The sequence below is a fragment of the Arthrobacter sp. H14 genome (assembly GCF_000520495.1).
Classification (GTDB): Bacteria; Actinomycetota; Actinomycetes; order Actinomycetales; family Micrococcaceae; genus Arthrobacter_C.
This window is the reverse complement of sequence record NZ_KI914668.1, coordinates 1-2,118: the sequence shown is the minus strand read 5'-3', so window position 1 is coordinate 2,118 and position 2,118 is coordinate 1. Positions and strand designations below refer to the sequence as shown.

General features: G+C 61.9%; 2 protein-coding genes. Both read right to left on the bottom strand.

Translation table 11 applies throughout. The features are described 5' to 3' along the window. A partial coding sequence (locus Y707_RS31565; RefSeq protein ID WP_035781944.1) for a hypothetical protein occupies window positions 1–334 on the bottom strand: 334 nt, incomplete at its 3' end. Beyond that, window positions 331–1,623: an AAA family ATPase gene (locus tag Y707_RS0115300; RefSeq protein ID WP_253905200.1), complete on the bottom strand. Its 1,293-nt coding sequence runs from the start codon at window positions 1,621–1,623 to the stop codon at window positions 331–333. The genes Y707_RS0115300 and Y707_RS31565, both read right to left, overlap by 4 nt. Window positions 1,624–2,118 lie beyond the last annotated feature (495 nt).

The window sequence follows — 2,118 nt, the reverse complement described above, 5'->3', positions numbered from 1 at the left end:
CCTCCGCGGTTACGGAGATCTCGACAGACTGGTTGTATCCTTTTCGCTGCATCATGAAGAACAGCTGGAGCAGGTGCTCTTCCTCCCCGTCCGGGTAGTCCTCGGGATACTCCAGGTGCCTGGCCTTCCAGTCCCAGCGGAACAACAGATTCAGGTCCGGGTCACCGTCATAAAGGGCGGTGCCGTGCATGACCAGCTTGCCGTTCGGGTGTTCAAAACCGACGGGGACGGCGAACTCGGCCCAGGAACCGTACCGGGAGTTCAGGCCCCTCTCGAAGAAGTTGCCCGGTTCGCACATGTACGGGTTTTCATGCTCCCACAGGTGCCCGCTCATGGCGCGGTCAGAACTTCGCGCACCCGGCGGCCAAGACGCGCCTCATGCTGATCAATATCGGGGTCGACCAACGCGTCCTCCCAGCCGCCGTCATGGGCCCATGTCATATGCGTCATATGCCGGGAAGCCATGACGCAAAGGCGTCCGGGGGAGAGCTGGTGCGAACCGGCTGACGTGTAGCCAACGAACGGGTCCAGGGCCACCACAGCGTGCCACTGACCGCCCTGCATCTTGTCCGCGGTGCCAACGGTGATGCCGCCCGCGTCCAGCGACCGGAGGATCGCGGTGATCGACGAGGACTGCGCGTTGTGGGCGACCACGATGGCAATGTCGGCAGCTTCGAGCTCGCGGGAGTATGGCTGACCGTCCACATCGGTTTCGACCAGCTCGGTGCCGATCAGGTTGGCCGCGTATTCGGCCACCAGGACCAGTGTGTCGATAGCGTCGAACGATTCCGCCACCGGCAGGCGCAGCGGAACAATTTCGGAGACCCGGTCGCCGTCCTCATCGGTCAGGTAGCGGTCGGGCCGCGATGAAGTGAACGGGAACCCATACAGGCAGGAGATCGCGTTCACGGTTTCCTGGCCCAGCCGGTAGGTGGTGGCGAGGGAATGAATCTCGGCGCAGTCCATCCGGGCGAACACCTCAGGCGCGCGCATATGCGGGGCGGTTTCGCGGCCGCGGAAGGCGGACACGTCGGCGGTGACGACCGGGCCGATCTGGCCGGGGTCTCCGACCATGAGCACCTGGGCTGCCTCATCGCAGGCCGAGGAAGCGTCGTTGAACGTGACCTGGTAGGCCTCGTCGATAATCATCAGGTCGCAGATCGGCTTGTTCGAAGCCTTGCACGATGCCACGGTGCGGACGACCGGAATGTTCCGGCCGCCGTCGTGCGCGCCGCCCTTGGAGATACCCGGGGGAACCTCCATGTTGGACACCGACAGTGCGATCTGCGGGTTGCCGTCCTTGTCCGGCCCCAGCTCGGCGGCGATGCGCTCGGCCAGATCCTGTGCCGCGCGGCGGGTATAGGTGGCGATCACGATTTTCATGTCTGAACGTTCTTTGAGGTAGGCGACAATCTGGGTGACCAGGGTTGTCTTACCGGCACCCGGAGGCGAATCGACGATGGTGACCGGAGCGCCTGACCAAACGCTGTAGAGCGCCTTGGCGAGCACCGAGCCGGCGACCAGGTTGCGCCCCTCATCGGAGGGAACCACCACCGGTTCGGGGGAGGGGTCATAAACGGGTTCGATGCCCAGGTCTGAGAGATCAAGTCCAAGAGTTGTCATGAAAATCATGTGTACGGCGGTGCCTGCGGCGCTCATCGGGCCTCGAAACGGCCATCCGATGTCCGAGCATCGCTCCATTTTGGTTCACATTCCTGGGACGACGTGGGCCCCGGTGGACTCCGGTTTTGACTGTTTTTGGTTGTTTTTGGGGTTGCGGCCACCCTGTTGGGGTGTTTTGTCCACCCCTGTCCACCCCCCCCTGGGTGGACACTTTTCCGGGGTATCGTCCCACGTCAGGGGCACATTGTTGGTCAAAAAAGGGTGCTGTCCACCCTGTCCACGCGGGGAACAGGTCCCTATACAAGGAAGAGGTATATATAGATGAAATACCGGAGGGAACAATATACCGGTGTCTTACCTGTATGAGTATTAATAAGGGTGGACATAGTGGACAGAAGTAAGTAAGGGGCCTCCTTCCCTTTGTTTGCAAGGAACTTTGTGTCCACCCCCCCTTAGTGGACAGTGGGTGGACAGGGGTGGCCACAGCTTCGGCAG